General features: G+C 38.8%; 16 protein-coding genes and 1 other annotated feature. Of the genes, 13 read left to right on the forward strand and 3 right to left on the reverse strand.

Annotated elements, in window-relative coordinates; translation table 11 throughout:
- Positions 1 to 80: 80 nt before the first annotated feature.
- Both AOC36_RS02965 and AOC36_RS02970 read left to right on the forward strand, forming a co-directional pair.
- Complete coding sequence (locus tag AOC36_RS02965; RefSeq protein WP_067631293.1) at positions 81 to 719, forward strand: HAD family hydrolase; 639 nt, start codon at positions 81 to 83, stop codon at positions 717 to 719.
- A gap of 135 nt (positions 720 to 854) precedes the next feature.
- Positions 855 to 1,772: a DUF7916 family protein gene (locus AOC36_RS02970; RefSeq protein ID WP_067631296.1), complete on the forward strand. Its 918-nt coding sequence runs from the start codon at positions 855 to 857 to the stop codon at positions 1,770 to 1,772.
- Positions 1,773 to 1,798: 26 nt separating this feature from the next.
- On the opposite strand, the gene AOC36_RS02975 is transcribed toward AOC36_RS02970, so the two are convergent.
- Positions 1,799 to 2,710, reverse strand: a complete 912-nt coding sequence (locus AOC36_RS02975; protein ID WP_067631299.1) for a carbohydrate kinase family protein — start codon at positions 2,708 to 2,710, stop codon at positions 1,799 to 1,801.
- A complete protein-coding gene (locus AOC36_RS02980; RefSeq protein ID WP_067631302.1) occupies positions 2,700 to 4,100 on the reverse strand; it encodes a glycoside hydrolase family 32 protein in 1,401 nt (466 codons plus the stop codon). The genes AOC36_RS02975 and AOC36_RS02980 overlap by 11 nt, the downstream gene beginning before the upstream one ends.
- Before the next feature lie 184 nt (positions 4,101 to 4,284).
- On the opposite strand from AOC36_RS02980, the gene AOC36_RS02985 reads away from it, so the two are divergent.
- Positions 4,285 to 5,658: a PTS transporter subunit EIIC gene (locus AOC36_RS02985; protein WP_067631305.1), complete on the forward strand. Its 1,374-nt coding sequence runs from the start codon at positions 4,285 to 4,287 to the stop codon at positions 5,656 to 5,658.
- Positions 5,659 to 5,706: 48 nt separating this feature from the next.
- Here AOC36_RS02985 and AOC36_RS02990 read toward each other — a convergent pair whose 3' ends face one another.
- On the reverse strand, positions 5,707 to 6,666 hold the full coding sequence (locus AOC36_RS02990; RefSeq protein ID WP_067631308.1) for a LacI family DNA-binding transcriptional regulator: 960 nt from the start codon (positions 6,664 to 6,666) through the stop codon (positions 5,707 to 5,709).
- Positions 6,667 to 6,923: 257 nt separating this feature from the next.
- On the opposite strand from AOC36_RS02990, the gene AOC36_RS02995 reads away from it, so the two are divergent.
- The 10 genes from AOC36_RS02995 (at position 6,924) to AOC36_RS03035 (ending at position 18,619) form a co-directional block, all read left to right on the forward strand.
- Positions 6,924 to 7,223 carry an RNA polymerase sigma factor gene (locus AOC36_RS02995; RefSeq protein WP_067631311.1) on the forward strand — a complete coding sequence of 100 codons (300 nt, stop codon included), beginning with the start codon at positions 6,924 to 6,926 and terminating at the stop codon, positions 7,221 to 7,223.
- A gap of 180 nt (positions 7,224 to 7,403) precedes the next feature.
- Positions 7,404 to 8,039: a hypothetical protein gene (locus tag AOC36_RS03000; protein ID WP_157777133.1), complete on the forward strand. Its 636-nt coding sequence runs from the start codon at positions 7,404 to 7,406 to the stop codon at positions 8,037 to 8,039.
- A gap of 113 nt (positions 8,040 to 8,152) precedes the next feature.
- Entirely contained in the window at positions 8,153 to 9,427 is a 1,275-nt protein-coding gene (tig, locus tag AOC36_RS03005; RefSeq protein ID WP_067631317.1) for a trigger factor, read from the forward strand.
- Positions 9,428 to 9,474: 47 nt separating this feature from the next.
- Positions 9,475 to 11,790 carry an endopeptidase La gene (gene lon, locus AOC36_RS03010; RefSeq protein WP_067631320.1) on the forward strand — a complete coding sequence of 772 codons (2,316 nt, stop codon included), beginning with the start codon at positions 9,475 to 9,477 and terminating at the stop codon, positions 11,788 to 11,790.
- A gap of 1 nt (position 11,791) precedes the next feature.
- Positions 11,792 to 12,364, forward strand: a complete 573-nt coding sequence (gene yihA, locus AOC36_RS03015) for a ribosome biogenesis GTP-binding protein YihA/YsxC (RefSeq protein WP_067631323.1) — start codon at positions 11,792 to 11,794, stop codon at positions 12,362 to 12,364.
- A 75-nt stretch (positions 12,365 to 12,439) separates the two neighbouring features.
- Positions 12,440 to 12,657: a binding site (T-box leader), on the forward strand.
- Positions 12,658 to 12,692: 35 nt separating this feature from the next.
- Positions 12,693 to 13,235 carry a GNAT family N-acetyltransferase gene (locus AOC36_RS03020; protein WP_067631326.1) on the forward strand — a complete coding sequence of 181 codons (543 nt, stop codon included), beginning with the start codon at positions 12,693 to 12,695 and terminating at the stop codon, positions 13,233 to 13,235.
- Positions 13,232 to 15,823 (forward strand): valine--tRNA ligase, encoded by a 2,592-nt coding sequence (locus tag AOC36_RS03025; RefSeq protein ID WP_067631329.1) that lies wholly within the window; start codon positions 13,232 to 13,234, stop codon positions 15,821 to 15,823. Before AOC36_RS03020 ends, AOC36_RS03025 begins: the two co-directional genes overlap by 4 nt.
- A 115-nt stretch (positions 15,824 to 15,938) precedes the next feature.
- Positions 15,939 to 16,085 (forward strand): hypothetical protein, encoded by a 147-nt coding sequence (locus AOC36_RS12305; protein WP_198401197.1) that lies wholly within the window; start codon positions 15,939 to 15,941, stop codon positions 16,083 to 16,085.
- A 156-nt stretch (positions 16,086 to 16,241) separates the two neighbouring features.
- Entirely contained in the window at positions 16,242 to 17,414 is a 1,173-nt protein-coding gene (locus AOC36_RS03030; protein WP_067631332.1) for a MalY/PatB family protein, read from the forward strand.
- Between the two features lie 5 nt (positions 17,415 to 17,419).
- Positions 17,420 to 18,619 (forward strand): amidohydrolase, encoded by a 1,200-nt coding sequence (locus tag AOC36_RS03035; RefSeq protein WP_067631336.1) that lies wholly within the window; start codon positions 17,420 to 17,422, stop codon positions 18,617 to 18,619.
- Positions 18,620 to 18,780: the final 161 nt, after the last annotated feature.

Here is an 18,780-nt window from a genome sequence, read left to right on the forward strand (position 1 = left end):
GCGTATGCATTCAAGTGGTGGCACTTTTTTTACCTTTAACTGATACACCCAACAACGATAAACGGAAAGGTAACGTATTGATGACACAACATAAAAGAAAACAGTATAAAACGATGATTTATGATATCGATGGAACCTTAATCAATACCCTTGATATGAATATGCGACCGTTACAAAAAATCATTGAAGAAGAAACCGGTGAAGCTTGGCCCTATGAAAAAGTGCTTCAGTTTGCATCGCTACCAGGTATGAAGGTGATGGAGATTTTTGACTTTAAACATAAAGACACAGTGTACCAAAGATGGGTTGAAGCTGTGAATGCATATGAAGGGGGTGCAACTGTGTATGATGGCATCCGTGATGTTCTTGATGCATATCAGAACAAAGGGGTCATACAAGCGGTTGTATCGTCAAAAACCAAAGCACAATATGACATTGATGTGGTTCAAAAAGGGTTGGGTCATTATTTTGAAACAGCTGTCCTTGCGGAAGATACAGACCAACACAAACCCCATCCACAACCCATTTTGGAGTGTTTAAAGCGGTTGGGTATTTCGCATAAAGATGCCCTATATATCGGTGATACCCTATCCGATTATCAAGCAGCACAAGCCGCTCACGTTGACTTTGGATATGCTGTGTGGGGAAGTGTTTCAAGTGTTGGTATTGATAATCCAACCTATGTATTTCACAGCGTTGATGAACTCACTCCCGATTAAAATAACGTTTCGTCAACAATTTTTTAGTTTTTTTGTTTCCTAAGTGGTTTATTAGTCCGGAAACAGGTGTCTTCATGATTCTTACGTTTAGCTTCTATAATAGAAATAAGCTATAAAAACGTGAAGGAGATAATTATGAAACGACTCTTAGATTGTACGGCTTCAGATTTTAGAAAGATGAATAAAGAAGAAAGAATCCAATCCATTGCCTTGAGTGAAGGACGGGTAATTGTGTCGGAAATGACCTTACTCAATCATCCTTTATCGCTGTCATGTGCATCCATGGGTGAGTTGTATGCGGCATTTGGAACAGATATATTGTTGTTGAATATGTTTGATGTATTCAATCCTGAAATTAATGGAGTGTCTGTTAAGAATCCAAACGATGTCATCCGTGAACTCAAACGATTGACGGGGAAATTGGTGGGGATAAATTTAGAACCGGTTGATGAAACCAAACCTGTAATTGGTAAAACCTTTGAGGTACCACAAGGACGACAAGGAACGAAAGCGTGTGCTCTAAAGGCCAAAGAATTAGGGGTTGATTTGATTGTGTTGACGGGGAATCCAGGAACAGGCGTGAGTAATGATTCCATTCTTTCCAGTATCAAAGTGCTCAAGGAAACAGTGGGAGACGATATCATTCTTGTTGCGGGGAAAATGCATGGTGCAGGCAGTCTTAATGAAGCGGGTGAAAACATCATCAATCAAGAAACCATTCAACACTTTGTACAAGCGGGGGCGGATATTATCTTGCTTCCAGCACCCGGGACCGTACCTGGAATTGGCTTTGAGTTTGTGAAGGCCATGGTTCACGTTGCGCACACGTTAGGTGCTTTAACACTGACTGCGATTGGAACCTCTCAAGAGGAATCCACAACCGGTACGATTGAGCGTATTGCCTTAATGTGCAAAATGGCAGGCACGGATATTCACCATATTGGGGATGCGGGGTATGCATCAACAGTTCCAGAAACCATTATGACCTACAGTAAGGTGATTCGAGGCAAACGTCATACCTATAATCGGATGGCAACCTCACCCATGCGTTAAAAAACTTCGACGTGATCCATTGCGGATTAGTCGAAGTTTTTTACTTCATAATCAATATCAGGAATTGCGCCATGTTGACTGACAACACGGGCACTAATCTGACGTGCATAGTCCAGTGCAAAAGGGAGTGTGCTGTGTTGCCATCTTTCAAAGGATTCATGTGAGTTTGAAAGCGATGCGAGCACCATTGCGATAAAACTATCGCCTGCACCGGTTGTATCGACTTGAGGTACATTGAGTGAGTCGGTATGAATATAGGTACCGTCTTGTGTGAGTGTAATGGAACCGTCCTTTCCCATCGTACAAATCACAAGTTGTTGATGTGTTTGAAGCTGTTTAAGTCCCGCTTTGATATCCTGTGTGCCACATAACCACTTAAGCTCTTCTTCATTAACTTTGATGATGTCACACAAGGGAATACATTTCATAACCGTTTCATAGGCAAGGTCTACGTTTTCCCAAAGTTTTTCACGAAGATTGACATCAAAACTGATAATCCCCCCAAGTGCTTTGCATTTGTTGATTGCATGGAGATGTGCGCTCAGTGTTGTTTCATAAGGCACCAGTCCCAAGGAACAAAAATGAAGAATGTCACGGGGTTTAAAAGGGATGCGGTCAATATCTTCAATGCTTAAAAATAAATCTGAACTTCGATCACGATAAAACTGGAAACTGCGATCACCTTCAGTGTGTGACACCAGTGCGAGTGCTGTTTTATGAGGGCTCTTTGTTAAGGGAAAGTAGATATCATTATCTATGAGAAATTGATGCATGGATGATCCAAAGGCATCTTCGCTTATTTTCCCTACAAACAGTGCAGGGGTGTTACTGCGTCGTATATGACACGCGACATTGGCGGGTGCGCCTCCAATATAAGGAACATATGCATCGCCTTCTTGCATTAAATCAATAAGCATTTCTCCAATACTATAGATCATGGTTTATGTCCTCCAGTTCATAATAGGTGATTTCGAGATCTTTGGTGGGTGTGTGAATCACAACACTCCCTTCAGTTTCCTGAGGGAAGAACCGGGAAGTCATTGTGAATTTTCCTGAATTAATGAAAATTTCAATTGTAGATGTATCTCTGAAAACGTGTATATTTTTGAGTCCTTCTTCTATGTTTAACGTTCGTATTTCCCCAAACTCGATTGCGAAACGATTGTTAAAGTTGCTCCGGTCTAAAGTTAGCATCTTTGATGTTTCGTTATAGTGTAGGACTAACGATTCTCCATTATCATTATGATACAATTCAATCTTAAAGTCACCATTAATTTTATCTATGTAAAGTTCATATATCTTAAGAAGTTTTGATAATTCGGAAGGGCACTTTCTTAATTTATGTAGGTTGGGGTGGGGGGTTTGATATAAAAACCCTTCTTGAACATGAAGGCGTCGTGGTAATGAAAGAACGTGTGCCCAACCATGTTTGTCGCTGGGATAATTATCTACTGCTGAGCCAACCCATGCAAATAGTACGCGTTCTTCTTCTTCATCAAGGAATGTTTGAGCTGCATAAAAATCAAACCCATGATCAATTAAATGGGGTTCGATATCATCGACAAATTCATTCGTTTTGAAGTTGTATTGCCCAATACAATATACATTCGGATAAATATTAAACATATTTTTTGGTGAATTAAAAGCACCTTGCGGGCAGAATAGAAGGACATCGCTCCCGTCTATAGAAAATAGATCTGGACACTCCCACATATATCCGAAATCATTGTATCGCGTTTTTATCTCACCCACGAAGGACCAAGACATAGGGTTGTTTGAAGTATACATAAGCGCAGTTCCACTTAAGTTTTCTCGTTGTGCCCCGATGATCATATAATATTGAGACCCTTTTTTGAATACTTTTGGATCTCTGAAGTGGTCCGTATATCCAGTTGGGACTGAGTCAATCAAAACTTTCTTCTCAGTGATTCTATGTTCACCTACTATAGCATGCATTTGATATGAGTTTCGATGATTGTCATCATCACGCTGATTTCCTGTGTAAAATAAATGAATTTGGTCATCGATTTCTATTGCAGAACCAGAGTACGCACCATTTTTATCGTACTGGGTGTCAGGGGACAAAATTCGGTTATCAGGAATCCAGTGAATTAAGTCTGTGGAGGTAACGTGATTCCAATATTTTAGGCCATGTTTGGGTTCGTGTGGATGCCATTGATAAAAGACATGGTACACACCGTTGTGATAGATAAGGCCATTTGGATCGTTTAATAATCCAGTTGGTGGTTGTATATGAAATAGATTTCGCCAAATATCACGCTTGACGTAATCTTTATTGTTATTGATTTTATTATTTTTTTTGTTCATTTAAGGCACCTCCAATTAAGTGGCAACGATACCACATAAAAAGCATAACACAATCAAGTAAAACACGCAATAATTGAAATAAATTTTGTGAAAGGGGTTGCTTTTTAGGAAATGTAGTGATAATCTAGATGCATGACGTGGTAACGATACCACATTTCATCAAAAAATAGAGGAGGAAACAGTTATGGATTACAAGGTTATTGCACATCGAATTCTTTCTGCCGTTGGTGGGAAAGATAATCTTCAAAACTTTGAGCATTGCGCGACACGATTAAGAATCATAGTAGTGGATGACTCTCGTGTAGACTCAATGCAGATTGAGGCGCTCAAAGAAGAAATTGGAGGATACTTTTATCAAACAGGTCAACACCAATTTATTATTGGAACTGGGAAAGTAAATTATGTTTATGAAGCGTTTAAGGAGTTAAGTGGGGATTCCCAAAATGAAATGTCAGATTTTAAGAAAGATGCATATTCGAATCTAAAACCAATGCAAAAATTAATGCGAATATTTGCGGATGTACTTGTTCCACTAATCCCCGCGCTTGTTACTACGGGGCTTCTTATGGGGATTCGAGGGCTCATCACAAATCTAGGGGTTGAAATGACACCAGAGTTCCTAACACTGTTTGAAATGGTGACTGATGTTGCGTTCGCGTTTCTACCTGTGTTGATTACATATTCTGCAACCAAACGATTCGGTGGAAATCCAATATTAGGGATTGTTGTGGGTCTTATGATGGTTGCTCCACAACTTCCAAACGCTTGGGCGGTTGCATCGGGTGATGCCAATCCTCTAGTAATAAGTATTTTTGGACTATCCATAAACATTGTTGGGTATCAAGGTTCAGTACTTCCTGGTATTTTTGCTGGATGGTTAATTGCATATGTGGAGCGAAATGTACGTAAAGTAGTGCCTTCAATGATGGATTTGATCATCACACCATTTACATCAATCCTTGTATCAATTACCGTTATTTTATTTGTAGTCGGACCGATTCTCCATGGAGTAGAGAATTTCTCAACACAAGGTGTTTTGGCTCTTACGCAAATGCCGTTTGGAATTGGCCACATCATTTATGCAGCATTCCAACAGATCATCGTGATTACAGGATTGCATCATGCATTAAGTATGATTGAAATCCAATTGATTACAGAAACAGGTGTTAACATTCTTCAACCACTAGGTACAGCTTCGATGGCGGGGCAGTTTGGAGCTGCGATTGCTGTCGCAACTTTAATTCGCAACAATAAACAAAGATCGAATGCAGTATCTGCATCTATATCTACATTATTCGGAATTACAGAGCCATTACTCTTTGGTGTTACTTTACCTAATCCAAAAGCATTCGTAATGGGTATGATTGGTGGAGCAGTTGGAGGGGTTGTGACATTCTTGCTAAATGTTGCTCCAGCAGGGATGGGAATCACCTTTATACCGGGATTATTACTCTATACTGATTCGTTTGGATCGCTTATTGGATATGTTTTGGTAATTCTGAGTGCATTTACCGCAGCATTTGTCTTAACACGGCTTTTTGTTAAAGTAGAAGCATAAATAAAACCTCCGTCTCAGATCATATTGATTGATCTTAAAACGGAGGTTTTATTGTGTTGAACTGCGTTGAATAATTGATAGTTCGATATCCTGTGATTCAAATGTATAATCAGGAACTAAATAGCTCATCATTTTGTGAGCTGCATTTTGTCCAAAAGCTTGATAGTCAATATTTAGTGTTGTTAGTGTTGGGTGGATAAATTGACTTAGATCATAGTTTCCAATCCCCATAATTTTTACATCGTCTGGGACTAAGATATTGTTTTCTTGTAAGTATTTTAACGCACCAATTGATATATTATCAGTAGCCCCAACAATGATGTCGAACTTAATCGTCGACGATTCCCGATCCATTATATGGTAAGCTTCTTCTTGGCTAAATCCAGAAATAAGGGTTCTGACCGATTTGTTTATAGAATCAAGGAATCCTTTTTTTCTGTTAACTCCCACTGCGCAATCACTTTCAGAGACAGATAAGTATAAAATGTTATCAACATCTAGTTCATTTACATATTGTCCGGCTAGAAATCCGATTTTATAGTCGTCCAAAGTAATACTGTCTATTTGAGGGTGGGATTGTCCGGTAAATAATATTGGTGTTCTTGAAGATTTTGCTAAGAGTACATGCTCATCTGTAATGGCGTGGGCCATTACGATGATTCCATCAAATCCTTGACCAGCGATTCGTCGGATTGAACCAATTTCATCTTCTTCAATCGTATTCTTGGGGACCACAACCATTTGATACCCTAATTTTGATAAAACTGAGTTCATCCCTTTTAGTGATTGTATTGCGGTAAATGAATCAAGCCGAGGAATAATGATTGCGATGAGTTTACTTTTATTGGTCTTCAAACCACGTGCGAAAACATTCACTTGATACCCTGTGGACTCAATGGCGTTTTTTATCTTCGCTTTATTTTCGTCGCTGACATACCCATTATTAAAATACCGTGACACGGTACTTATTGAAACACCTGCAGCTTCTGCAACATCTTTGATTGTCATACCATCACCTCAGCTCTATTGTATCACAACATCGAAACCTCAGGTTCACAAAAAATACTTGAGGTTTTTTGTGGAAAGTGAGCGGTGTGAAATGGCTGTACATGTGATCCTTATTTTGTGAATCATTATTCTATCAACCTAAAGATTCACGATAAGTGATGTGTATTGTGGTTTAGTTATGCTCTATAAAAAAGATAAATTAAGAGTGGTGTCACTTTTGCAAGGTTTTATTTGTAATAAGTGTAGGAGGGTAGATGATGAGAGACGATTTATTTTTAAAGGTTTTGAATCAAAACAAAGATCCGATGTTTCGCTATTGTGTTTCAATCACACATAATTTTCATGATGCAGAGGATTTGGTTCAAGAAGCATTTATAAAATTATATGAATTAGAAATTGACGATGAAACGCATGCCAAAAATTGGCTGTATAAAGTCTGCCATAATGCAGGGGTACTTGAATACGCAGTCCCTATGTATCGCTTCCATGTTTATGTTGAAGGTGTTGCGATTGATGGGGAGGAACTCCTGGTTGAGCTCTTTGTTCCTGCGCTTTAAAATCATGGGATTTTACGTCAAAACAAAAGACCTTCGGGTCTTTTTGTGTGTGAACTTTTGGTGAACACCCTTTTTCACATAAAATTATCATCAAAAACACAAAGAATATCACGTAAAATTCAAGGATAATCATATTAAGAAAAAGGTTTATATGGTAAAATAGACTATGAAAGGAATCGTATGACTAACTATTATATAGAATGCCTTGAGACATTAGAGACCCTAATGGAAGCGGGGAAATTGGAAGAAGTAAATCGAATTTTAATTCAAGAATTAAACATGCCCTATGTGCCAGAACCATACTTAACGAAATTTAACGAGCTTAAATCACGTGTTCATGAGTCAAGGGGAGGTTCACGTAAATCATTGTGTTTTGATGAAATCATTGACCTACTACAAAAAGACACAACGTCGCAAATGGTCGCCTTGAGTTCACTGGAATCGATGAATTTGCACCGGTATCAAGGGGATATCAAAGAACTTCTTGAATTAAACACGCTCGATGATGTTGTGAAAAAACATATCCTGATTTGTTGTAAAGAACAGAATTTGGATATGACTGTGAAAATTCAAATGAATGGAAGCGAAGTGAGTGTTGATATAGCACAGCTTCAAGATCCATTCACCAATCCAAAGTATCTTGAAATCTATCAAGCACTCAGTGAAACATTTGAAGTAAATAACCCATCAATGTTCGCAATTAGTCTTGAAGTGCTCAATGGACGTGTCTTTGAAGCATACCCATTTTGGGATGATTCACTGGATGCTACGTCGATTGAAAAGCAAGTAAATACGTTTTTTGGAATTGATGTATAGTTAATGCGCAGTTATTTTATTTTTGATAAAATATAGATGAATCAATGTTTTAGCACTCATTTGTTGACAGTGCTAATTATTATGTTATAATAGTTTCGTACCAGGAGGAATATATGAAATCTACATGGACTTTAAATGAAAACTCAACAGGGAAATTGATCGTTGAGGTTGAACCAAAAGCGTGGCAAGAAGCGCAAGAAAAAGCGATGGATGCTTTAATTAAGAATGTTGAAATTGAAGGATTCCGTAAGGGCCATGCACCTAAGAAATTGGCTGCAAAACAAGTAAATCCACAAAGTGTAATGCTTGATGCGGTAAACGTTGTCGCAAATGATGCATTTGTTGCAGGGATTGTTGAACACAAATTAGAACCTGTATCACAACCTGCTTTAGACATTCAAGCAATGACACAAGAAGCATTAACACTTACATTTGATATCACCATTAAACCAGAAGTTGAATTGGGTGAATACAAAGGGATTAAAGTTAAAGCTGAAGAAATCGTAGTAACTGATGAAGAAGTTGAACACGAATTAACACACATCCAAGAAGAAAACGCAGAATTTGTTGTCGTTGAAGAAGGCGTTGTTGAAGATGGTAACACAGTTGTTATCGACTTTGAAGGATTCAAAGACGGTGAAGCATTCGAGGGTGGTAAAGGTGAGAACTATTCATTAGAAATCGGTTCAAACTCATTCATTCCTGGATTTGAAGAAGCATTAATTGGATTAAAATCTGGTGAGGAAAAAGATATTGAATTATCATTCCCAGAAGGCTATCATGTTGAAGAACTTGCTGGACAACCTGTTGTATTCCATGTGGTACTGCATGAAGTAAAAGTGCGTGAGTTACCTGAAATCAATGATGACTTAGTAGCATTATTAGAAGACGAAAGCATTTCAACACTTGATGAGTTGAAAGCGAAGATCAAACATGATCTTGAACACCAACGTGAACACCAAGAAGAAGATCGCGTGAACGATGTATTGGTTAACACAATCATTGAAAATGCGAAGGTTGATGTCCCTGAAGTAATGATTACTGAAGAACTTGACCAAATGTTTAACGAATTCAATCAACGTCTTGCCCAACAAGGTATGAACTTTGAACTTTATTCACAAATCTTAAATCAAACTGAAGAAGATGTTAAAGAACAAATGAAGGAAGATGCTGACAAGCGTGTTCGTACACGTTTAGTTCTTGAAAAGATCGCAGATGTAGAAGGCTTAAAAGCTGAAGAAGAAGATGTTGAAAAAGAATATGAGTCAATTTCACAAATGTATGGCATTGAACTTGATCAAGTAAAACAAATTGTCTCAGTTGAAGCAGTAACTTATGAATTGTTATTGCGTAAAGCGATTGAGCTCGTACAAAGTACGCGAGTTTAAAAAAAGGACGCGTTGCGTCTTTTTTAACCTAAAAAGGAGGGACCGCAATGAGCGAAATGAATACAATGAATGTTCCTGTTGTCGCAACAAGAGGGATTATTCTATTCCCAAACCAAGAAATATTAATTGAAGTAGGACGCGATAAGAGCATGAATGCAGTTGAAGAAGCCGAAAAATTCTTCAATGGTCATGTACTTTTAGTCAGCCAAACGGATATTATGGTCGATGAACCCCATGAACAAGATTTGTTCAAATATGGTACATTGGTTCAAATTAAAAATGTAAAACGCAAAACAGGATTCTTACGTGTAACCTTTGGCGGATTACAACGCGCACGCATTGATTCATTAAATGAAGACAGTCAAATGTTCTTTGCGAGTGTTACACTTCTTGAAGATGAGATGGGTGACCACGATGAAGAAGTTGCATTAATTCGTACGATTACCAATGAAATTCAAAAAATGTCACCACAAAATGTCAGCATTCCACGTGAGATTGTCAATCAATTTACGATGGGAATTTCTTCAACACAGCTTGCAGATCAATTCTCACAATACTTCCCATTACAATTGGATCGTAAACAACAATTGCTTGAAACTTTAAATGTGAATGAACGTTTAATGATGATTATTCAAGAAATTCAACGTGAGAAAACACTCACAACCATTGAATCGGATATTAACGAACGTGTTAAAGGACGCATTGAAGAAAATCAACGTGAATACTATTTGCGTGAAAAGATGCGTGCGATTCGTGAAGAATTGGGTGATGTGGCTGATGTGGGTGAAGATACCGATGAATTCCGTCAGTTAATCGAAAACAACCCATATCCTGAAAACATTAAACAAAAAGCACTTGAAGAACTTCAACGTTATGAAATGTTACCGCAGGCATCCGGTGAATCGGGTGTGGTGCGTTCTTACTTAGAATGGCTCTTAAAAACACCATGGTGGCAAGAAACCAACGATGATGAAGATCTCAACAAAGTGCGTAATGTCTTAGATTCTGATCATTATGGACTTGAAAAAGTCAAAGATCGTATTATGGAATACCTTGCTGTGAAGCAAATGACGGGTACCCTTGATGCACCAATTCTATGTCTTGTAGGGCCTCCAGGGGTAGGGAAAACATCCCTTGCAACCTCAATCTCACATGCACTCAACCGTAAGTTTGTGAAAGCATCTTTAGGTGGAGTTCGTGATGAAGCAGAAATCCGTGGACACCGTCGTACTTACTTAGGATCAATGCCAGGTCGTATTATTCAAGGGATGAAAAAAGCAGGTGTTGTTAACCCTGTATTCCTTCTTGATGAAATTGACAAAATGGCATCCGACTACAAAGGCGATCCATCAAGTGCAATGCTTGAAGTCTTGGATCCAGAACAAAACAAACTCTTTAGCGATCACTACTTAGAAGAACCTTATGATCTTTCGAAAGTAATGTTTGTCGCAACCGCAAACTACTTAGGTGATATTCCTGAGGCCCTTCGTGACCGATTGGAAATCATTCAACTCAGCTCATATACTGAAGATGAGAAAGTAAATATTGCCCGTAAGCACTTAGTACCAAAACAACTTCGTGTTAATGGATTAAATGAAACACAATTCACACTCAGTGATGACATGCTTCGTTACCTAATCCGTCACTACACACGTGAAGCAGGGGTACGTCAATTAGAACGTGTCATCGCATCACTATGCCGTAAGACGGTACTTGCGATTCTTAAAGATTCAAAAGCATCCATCGATGTAACCGAAGCCATGATTACTGAATGGCTTGGTAAGACAATCTTTGAGTATGGTCAAAAAGAACAAAAGAATCAAGTCGGTGTTGTGACTGGACTTGCGTATACCTCATTTGGTGGTGATGTACTTCCAGTTGAAGTAACCTACTTTGACGGTAAAGGTCGCCTTATTGTTACAGGACAATTGGGTGATGTGATGAAGGAATCTGCAGAGATTGCCTTTGGATTTGTGAAGAGCCATGCGAAACAACTTGAAATCGAATCCGATTTCTTTGAAAAACATGACATCCACATTCACGTTCCTGAAGGAGCGGTACCTAAAGATGGTCCATCTGCAGGAATTACCCTTACAACCGCATTGATTAGTGCCATTACAAATCGTGAAGTTTATTCAGATATCGCAATGACGGGTGAAGTTACCCTTCGTGGTAATGTTCTTCCTATTGGTGGTCTCAAAGAGAAATCTCTTGCAGCACATCGTGTGGGGATTAACCGCATTGTGATTCCAAAGATGAACATGAAAGATATGGATGACATTCCTCAAGTTGTGAAGGATAGTGTCAAATTTATTCCGGTTGAATCCATGGAACAAGTGCTCAAGGAAGCACTCGTTCAATAAGATGCTCCAAGCACAAAATGCGCAGCTGATTCTTTCTGCTGCGCATTCTTCTCAATTCCCCGAAACTACAAAACCGGAAGTTGTAATGGTAGGGAAATCAAATGTTGGGAAATCATCCTTGATCAATGCACTGACTAACCGAAAACGTTTAGCTTATGTGGGTCAAAGACCTGGGAAAACACGACTCATTAATTTCTTTGATATTAATGAAGATTTATTGCTTGTGGACGTTCCAGGATATGGCTTTGCCAACCGTTCGAAACAAGAACAAATCGACTATGGAAAACTCATGGACTCCTACTATCAACTCAGACATCCAGCCTTAATGCTTTTACTGGTAGATTGTAGACGAGGGATGGCAGATGAAGATTATTTAATGCTTGAGTTTGCCTTTCACCATGACATTGATACCGCAATTGTACTCACAAAAACAGACAAATTATCACGTTCAAAAGTGGTTTCACTGCAACGCAACATCGAACGGGATACGGATCTTGAAGTGTTTTTATTCAGTGCAATTGGTCCCAATCAAGTTGATAAAATAACAAACCGAATCCAAAAGGTCTGTCGCTGACAGCCCTTTTTTATTGCTGAAACATCTGTTTATCACTGAGTATTGAAGAGTCCATCCAAATGTGGTATTATAACTTCAACGTCGATGAACAAGAGGTTTCGTAACAAACCATAGACAAAGCGAGCTGGCACAGGTGAAAGACAGCCTATGTGAGGGTATGAAATGTAGCTTGGGAGACGATATACAGAAAAAACGAAACATACAAGTATGTATATCCGTAATCTTGCGTTAAAAGAACGAAAGGCATCACAGGATGCAAATTAAGGTGGTACCGCGATAACATCGTCCTTTGGAGGGTGTTTTTTTATGTTTAAAAAGGAGACTTAGTATGAAACATTGGATTGAAACTGAACGTATAATCCTAAGACCAATTACCCTTGAGGATGCGCGTGATATGTTTGAGTATGCACACGATCACGAAGTGTGTCGCTATGTAACCTGGGATGCGCATCAATCGGTGGAACAAACTCAAGCCATTATTCGTGATTTCTTTTTACCAAAAGAATCCAATGAAGCATGGATTCCCACTTTTGCGGTAGTCCTTAAAGACACCCATAAAATGATTGGAACCTGTGATACTGTGGCACCAATAACGATCGATGGTAACGTAGAAATTGGCTATTCGCTAAACAGAACATATTGGAATCATGGCTATGCGACGGAAAGCTGTAAAGCTTTATGTGCCTATCTCTTTAATGAAGAGGGTGTCCGTCGCATCAAAATACGACACCATGTAGATAACATTGGGTCACGACGTGTTATTGAGAAATGTGGGTTTATTAAAGAAGGCGTCGAAAGACAACTGGTGAAATTTGAAGATGGCTATGCTGATATTGCCATTTACAGCATGTTTAAGGAGGAATTAAAATGAGCGACTTATCAAAAAAATATGAACATAAACAAGTAGAAGAAGGGAAGTATCAAACCTGGGTTGAAAAGGGATATTTCACTGCAGGTGATTCATCAAAAAAACCATATTCATTAGTAATACCACCTCCAAATGTAACGGGTAAATTACACTTAGGGCATGCGTGGGATACAACCCTACAAGACATCATCATGCGTTATCAACGCTTGTTAGGTAAAGATGTCTTGTATCTTCCAGGTATGGATCATGCAGGCATCGCAACGCAAGCAAAGGTTGAAGAAAAACTTCGCGGCCAAGGCATTTCACGCTATGACTTAGGTCGTGAAAAATTCTTAGAAGTATCCTGGGATTGGAAAGAAGAGTATGCAAGTCATATTCGTGAACAATGGGCGAAAATGGGGCTCTCTTTAGACTACACACGTGAACGTTTCACACTTGACGATGGGCTAAGTGAAGCTGTTAAGAAAGTGTTTGTTGATTTATACAATGACGGGTTAATATTTCAAGGATACCGAATCATTAACTGGGATGTAGAAGCACAAACCGCCCTTTCCAATATTGAGGTTATCCATAAAGAAGTCGAAGGCGCCTTTTACACCTTTACCTATGAAGTTGTGGAAACGGGTGAAAAATTAAGCGTTGCAACAACACGTCCTGAAACCATGTTTGGAGATGTTTGCATTGTAGTTCACCCTGATGATCCACGCTATACACACCTTGTAGGCAAACATGCAATCAATCCAGCCAACGGTGAAGCACTCCCAATCATTACCGATGAATATATTGACATTGAATTTGGAACAGGGGTCATGAAATGTACGCCTGCACACGATCCAAATGACTTTGAAATTGGGAAGAAATATGGGCTTGAGATGCCAATTTGTATGAATCCTGATGGATCGATGAATGAACTTGCAGGAAAATATGAAGGCATGAAACGCTTTGATTGCCGAAAAGAATTAGTGAAAGACATTGAATCAGCGGGGAATTTAGTTTCCGTTGAAAAACACATTCACCAAGTAGGACACTCTGAACGTACGGATGTGATTGTTGAACCATACCTTTCAAAACAATGGTTTGTAAAAATGAAACCATTGGCTGAGGAAGTTTTAAAATTCCAAGATACAGAAGAAGGAATTCATTTTTATCCTGAACGGTTTAACCACACCTTCAACCAATGGCTCGAAGGCATTGAAGACTGGTGCATTTCACGCCAATTATGGTGGGGACACCGTATACCAGCATGGTTCCATAATGAAACTGAGGAAATCTATGTCGGCTTAGAAGCACCTGAAGATATCGAAAACTGGCATCAAGATGAAGATGTATTGGATACATGGTTCTCATCAGCCCTTTGGCCATTTTCAACCTTAGGGTGGCCTGAAGAAACCTCTGATCTTGCCCGTTATTATCCAACGGATGTTTTGGTAACTGGTTATGACATTATTTTCTTCTGGGTAGCTCGTATGGCATTTCAAGCACGCTATTTTACCCAATCACGTCCGTTTAAGGATGTGCTTATGCATGGACTGATTCGTGATGAACATGGGCGTAAAATGAGTAAATCATTAGGCAATGGGGTTGATCCAATGGATGTAATCGAACAGTATGGCGTCGATTCACTGCGCTATTTCCTTACAACCAATTCAACACCTGGACAAGATGCACGTTATATGCCAGAAAAAGTTGAAAGTTCATGGAACTTCATCAATAAGATTTGGAATGCGGCACGCTTTGTGATGATGCACCTTGATGGAAAACACTATGATATCAATGCGTCACTGCTTTCTGAAGTAGACCGTTTTATCATTAACCAATTCAACACTACACTAAAAGAAGTGCGCATGAATATGGATAAATATGAGTTTGCACTTGCAGGCAATGCCATGACTCGATTTGTATGGGATGATTTCTGCAGTTGGTATATTGAGCTTTCAAAAAGTGGGCTTCAAAGCAGTGATGAATCCGTGGTATATGCAACAAAAGCAACCCTAGAAACCATGCTTCATCATATTGTGGTAATGCTTCAACCGTTTATGCCTTTTGTTACCGAAGAACTTTACCTTGCTCTTCCACACCATTTGGAAAGTATCAATCTTGAAACATGGCCGCAAGCAATTGACATCAGTGATGACGGATTGGATGCCGTAGCGATGATGATTGAATCGATTAAAGCGGTTCGTGAAGCACGCGTAAATTATGATGTGAAACCGTCGAAACCATTGGATGCAATGATTCTTGATTCAAACAACACCCCTTATCCTCTCAGTGAAACCTTATGTGTGATGACTCAGAATATGGCAAAAGTGAGCCTATCCACCATAACACAAGATAAACTGGTGCTCCCGATTAAGGGTGGCGCAGTTGTCTTAGATAAATCACAATTAGTGGATGTAGAAGCGCTTAAAGAGAAATTAAATACAGAAGTGGTGCGTTTAGAAAATGAATTGAAACGTTCAGAGTCTATGTTATCAAATGAAAACTTCACCAAACGGGCACCACAAGCCAAGGTTGACCAAGAAGTTGCGAAACGGGATGAATACAAACGTCAGCTTGAACTTGTCTTAGCACAACTCAACGAACTGGTATAGTCAAACTAGTTTTTATTGTGTTGGATACCCTTCAGGATGCATTGATGAAAAAAGTGACATAGTGCATCATTAATATCTAGTAGAGATGGTCATAGATCCTTAACGTTAAGGGTTTATGACCTTTTGTGAACTCATTCAATCATTCAACTTAAAACGGATGAATAATAAGGAACGTGTGAATCAAACGACACGTGGTAAAAAGGTGTTTGATATCAATGCATCCTTATCACTATTATTGATGTGTGTGTTTTGTACGCTTTAGTCATGTGATGGCATCGAAGTATACGAAGGGGTTGTTTTCGCTCATTTACAAAATGGATGTCAAGAAAACCAATGACAAGTGGTATAATGGACACAAGGTTTCAAAACCTTTTTAAAATCAATGCGTGATGAGTGATACGAAACTGGAGGTGTGTGTATGTATGATTTTAAAACAGTAGTTCGACGTGATGCGCAAGGATCATCAAAATGGAAGTTGATGACACAACACAACAATCATTTGGATCCATCAATTGTCCCATTATCTGTTGCGGATACCGATATGGTAATGGCACCAGAAATAGTGCAAGGACTTAAAGACTATCTAGAAGTGATGGTGTTGGGGTATACGGGGTTAACACAATCTTACTATGATGCAGTCATTGGATGGTTTAAAAAACGTCATAATTGGGATGTTGAAGCATCGTGGATTGTAGAGTCGCCTGGTGTTGTGAATGCACTCTTTAATCTCGTTGCTGCCTTTACAAAAGTGAATGAGGGAGTCATTATCATGCCCCCAGTTTATTATCCATTTCGATCAAGTATTGAAAAACAAGACCGTGTGGTCGTTGAAAATGAATTGATTTATAAAGATCATGGGTATTCCATTAATTTTGAGGACTTGCTTGAAAAAGCTCAAGACCCAAACAATACCTTATTGATTCTGTGTTCCCCACATAATCCAGTTGGTCGTGTATGGACAAAAGAGGAACTCACGAAAATTGCGGAAATATGTTATGACAATAACGTCTTAGTCATCTCAGATGAAATCCATTTTGATTTAATTTTACCTGGGTTTAAACATACTGTGTTTTCTCAAGTAAGCGATAAAGCATATAAAAACAGCATTATCGCAACTGCACCAAGTAAGACCTTTAATCTTGCTGGACTTCAAACATCAAATTTGGTGATTGCAAATCCAGAATTAAAAGCAACATTTAAACAGTATATGGATAAAACACCGTTTCATGCGTTAAATGCAATTGGACCAAAAGCATGTGAAATTGCCTATACGCAATGTGATGCATGGCTTGAAGAATTTCTTGCATTAATCGAAACAAACAGACGTATGTTTAAAGAATTTATTGAATCAAAAATCCCAGCCATTAAAGTCATTGAACTCCAAGGCACTTATCTGCAGTGGTTTGATTGCACAGAGTTGGGTTATGATGATGAAACCCTGAATAAAATACTAATAGACACATGTGATCTTTATCTTGATGCTGGAAATCTTTTTGGAGCATCTGGAAAACAATTCCAACGGATCAACATCGCATGTCCAACACACGTACTACAGGATGCATTAATAAGACTTGAAGAAGGAATTAGATAACGTATATGAATAAAGAGTTTGTACTAAATGGAGTTAATGAATTAGAAGATTACATGATAAAAACACGACGCTATTTGCATCAACATCCAGAAGTGTCGTCAAAGGAATATGAAACATCGGCTTTTTTAAAACGGGAAGTACGTAAGTTTGGGTTACCTGTTTATGATGTTGAAAACAGTACAGGATTTTATGCTGTCTTAGATACCCAAAGACCCGGTAAAACAATTGGTCTGCGCACGGATATAGATGCCTTACCTGTTACAGAAAAAAAAGTAAATCTGAAGGGTGAACGCACCTGTCTTTCACACGTAGAGGGCGTTATGCATGCCTGTGGTCATGATGGTCATATGGCCGTTGTACTTGCATCAATTCAGTTTCTTATCAAAATAAAAGATCAACTCAATGGGAAGGTTGTATTTATATTTGAGGAAGGTGAAGAGATTGGATCGGGGATTCATCAAATGGTTGCGGCACTGAAACCACTTAATATGGATGCCATCTATGGTACACACCTTGCAGCATTTATGGATACAGGGACCATCAGTATTGAAGAAGGACCACAAATGACCGGTGCCATCATGGTAGAGTTTGATTTAGTAGGGCGTGGCGGACATGGATCGCGTCCAGACCTTTCCATTAACCCCGTGTTTGCTATGGCAAATGTCTTAACGGGTCTTGCATCAGCATGGGTTAATCAAATTGATGTGAGTAAAACTGTAACGCTGGGGTTGACTCAATTTCAAGCTGGTACTGCATACAACGTGTTCCCAGATTGTGCATTTGTAGGGGGAAGTTTACGATATTTTGATTATGACGAAGGAAAAAAAGCATTAGAAATCTTTAAAAATGTCACAACCAAAATCGCAGAAGCACACCTATGTAAAGCCGTATTTAGAGAGTCCACTGCCATTGCTACCATTCCAGTCATTAATGATGAAGCACTCTCCAAAATTGCGCGTGATGGTGCAAGGGAACTGTATGGTGATAAAGTGATTCATGGTGCACCATGGTATGCCTCCGAATCATTCTCACTGTATTCGAAACTATGCCCAACCACCTTTGCATTTGTGGGGTGTAAAAATGAAGATGTAGGCAGTGGTGCTGACCATCATAATGAATATTTTGACATTGATGAAGCAAGTTTATCCTATAGTTTAGGATCAACTCTCATGTTTGCTATCAATCTATTAACAAAACAAGATTAAGCCAATTATTTGGCTTTTTTTAAAACTTCGCTTAAATCAAACGATATCCCAAATATTAAACAGAATTCTTCGAGAATTTCATATATTTTTAAAGGGAATGATTCAACGATTTAGTCGCGAAACCTTTTGTGGGGTGATTTAAATAAATTTTAAGTCGGTTT

This window comes from Erysipelothrix larvae (assembly GCF_001545095.1).
In the GTDB taxonomy this organism is placed as follows: Bacteria; Bacillota_I; Bacilli_A; order Erysipelotrichales; family Erysipelotrichaceae; genus Erysipelothrix; species Erysipelothrix larvae.